3 protein-coding genes are annotated in these 1693 nt (G+C 64.7%); 1 reads left to right on the forward strand and 2 read right to left on the reverse strand.

Features of this window, described 5'->3' with window-relative positions:
• Positions 1 to 47 precede the first annotated feature (47 nt).
• Both IC66_RS0102970 and IC66_RS47530 read right to left on the reverse strand, forming a co-directional pair.
• Positions 48 to 398: a zinc ribbon domain-containing protein YjdM gene (locus IC66_RS0102970; RefSeq protein ID WP_028144881.1), complete on the reverse strand. Its 351-nt coding sequence runs from the start codon at positions 396 to 398 to the stop codon at positions 48 to 50.
• Positions 399 to 524: 126 nt separating this feature from the next.
• Positions 525 to 698 carry a hypothetical protein gene (locus IC66_RS47530; RefSeq protein WP_162832229.1) on the reverse strand — a complete coding sequence of 58 codons (174 nt, stop codon included), beginning with the start codon at positions 696 to 698 and terminating at the stop codon, positions 525 to 527.
• Between the two features lie 215 nt (positions 699 to 913).
• Between IC66_RS47530 and IC66_RS0102980 the strand changes: the two genes are divergently transcribed.
• Positions 914 to 1273, forward strand: a complete 360-nt coding sequence (locus tag IC66_RS0102980) for a c-type cytochrome (RefSeq protein ID WP_028144880.1) — start codon at positions 914 to 916, stop codon at positions 1271 to 1273.
• Positions 1274 to 1693 lie beyond the last annotated feature (420 nt).

Below are 1693 nucleotides of genomic sequence, written 5' to 3' on the forward strand. Positions count from 1 at the left end.
GGTGCTGTGCGGCTTCTATCTGGCGCAGCGGCAAAGGTAGGCGCGAGCTACGCCTTCTTCACGAACTCCGACTTCAGGTTCATCGCGCCGATGCCGTCGATCTTGCAGGCGATGTTGTGGCCGTCGCTGGCGTCCTGCAGGCGGATGTTGCGCACCTTGGTGCCGCCCTTGACCACCGAGGAGGAGCCCTTGATCTTGAGATCCTTGATCACGATGACGCTGTCGCCGTCAGCGAGCACATTGCCATTGGCATCGCGCACGCCGGCGTCCTGCGCGGTGTCCGCCGCCGCCTCCGCCGCACCGCTCCACTCATGGCCGCATTCCGGGCAGACCCAGAGATCGCGGTCCTGATAGACGTGCTCGGAGCTGCAGGCGGGGCATTTCATCGTGTCGGTCATGGCAAGTCTCGTTGAACCCTTCTCTCGTAGATCGCTTCGTTCGCGGCGCGACCCTAAGGGCAGGGTCGAGGAAAGCAAGGGAAAGCTGCCGCCGGCCTGCAACCGCCATCGCCCGCCGGTGCGATATCACCGAAACAGCGCGACGAAGATCACGTAGAACCAGCCCAGGATGCCGTGGACGATCGCCCACAGTATAGAATGGTTGTTGGTGTAGGAGATCGCGATGGCGAGCGCGGAGCCGAAGCCGACGCCGTATTTCGCGCCCTCGACGCGGACGCCGTAATAGCGATTGCCGTTCATGGTGGTGCCTCCGTGAGTCGTTGACGGGCGCGAGCCTACGCGGTTGCCGCGATCCCTGCGACCGGCTTGATCCACGAGGCCACACCGAGCTCGTGACGTGCTGAGGTTGCGCGCGGAGCTGCGATGCGAAGGCGCAATCCGTTGACGCAGATCAACCCGGTGTGCCGGCCAGGCGTCAAGCTGGCTAAACTGCCGGGCCATCGCGAGGGATAGTCATGTCGCACAGCGCTCGAATCTACATCGGCCTCGCCGTCCTGATCGCGTTGTCGGCGCTGTTTCTGTTCAGCGTCGTCCACACCGCCGCGGGGGCGCCGAGGTCCGGCCCGCGCGCGGTCGACGAAGGGCATCGTCTGGCAGAGGCGTGGTGCCAGAGCTGTCACGCCGTCGAGCCGCACATGGCCGGCTTCTTCGACGAGGCCCCGAGCTTCCAGGCCATCGCTGAAAGGAGCGGCACCACCGCGCTGTCGCTCAAGGTGTTTTGGCGGACCAGCCACCAGAATATGCCGAACCTCGTGATCGCGCCGGAGCAGGCGGATGCGCTTTCGGCCTATATCCTCAGCCTGAGAGGCAAGTGAGGCCGCCGGAAGCGATTTTGCGAAAACAACCCCATGCACAGTAGATACGGCCTTGATAAGGCTTGTATTTTCGGTTATTACGAATTCTCTTTTGCCGCGTCGGGCAAAACAGTGGCATCATGCCATGGTGCCGTCCGCGGAGGGCGTAGCCCGGACGGAGCCAACGGGTCGGCGCGAGGCGCGGCCCGATGACAGGCTCCGCGAATCCGGGGCCGAGCGAGCGGCAACATCCCGGATGACGCTGGCGCTCCATTCGGGCTACGCTCGCGGCGCAACCGCGCAACGAGTCCGGCATGACCTTTCTCCTCAACATCGACGTCCCCGACATCGCGCAGGCCACGAGCTTTTACACCGCCGCCTTCGGCCTCACCGTCGGCCGCCGCTTCGGCACCGACTTCGTCGAGCTGCTTGGCTGGGCGG

Origin of the sequence: Bradyrhizobium genomosp. III (assembly GCF_000261705.1) — a bacterium.
GTDB lineage: Bacteria > Pseudomonadota > Alphaproteobacteria > Rhizobiales > Xanthobacteraceae > Bradyrhizobium > Bradyrhizobium ottawaense.

Excerpts from the sequence above, each read along its gene's own strand:
- IC66_RS0102970 (WP_028144881.1), bottom strand. The coding sequence starts at position 398 with ATGACCGACACGATGAAATGCCCCGCCTGCAGCTCCGAGCACGTCTAT.
- IC66_RS0102980 (WP_028144880.1), top strand. The coding sequence starts at position 914 with ATGTCGCACAGCGCTCGAATCTACATCGGCCTCGCCGTCCTGATCGCG.
- IC66_RS47530 (WP_162832229.1), bottom strand. The coding sequence starts at position 698 with ATGAACGGCAATCGCTATTACGGCGTCCGCGTCGAGGGCGCGAAATAC.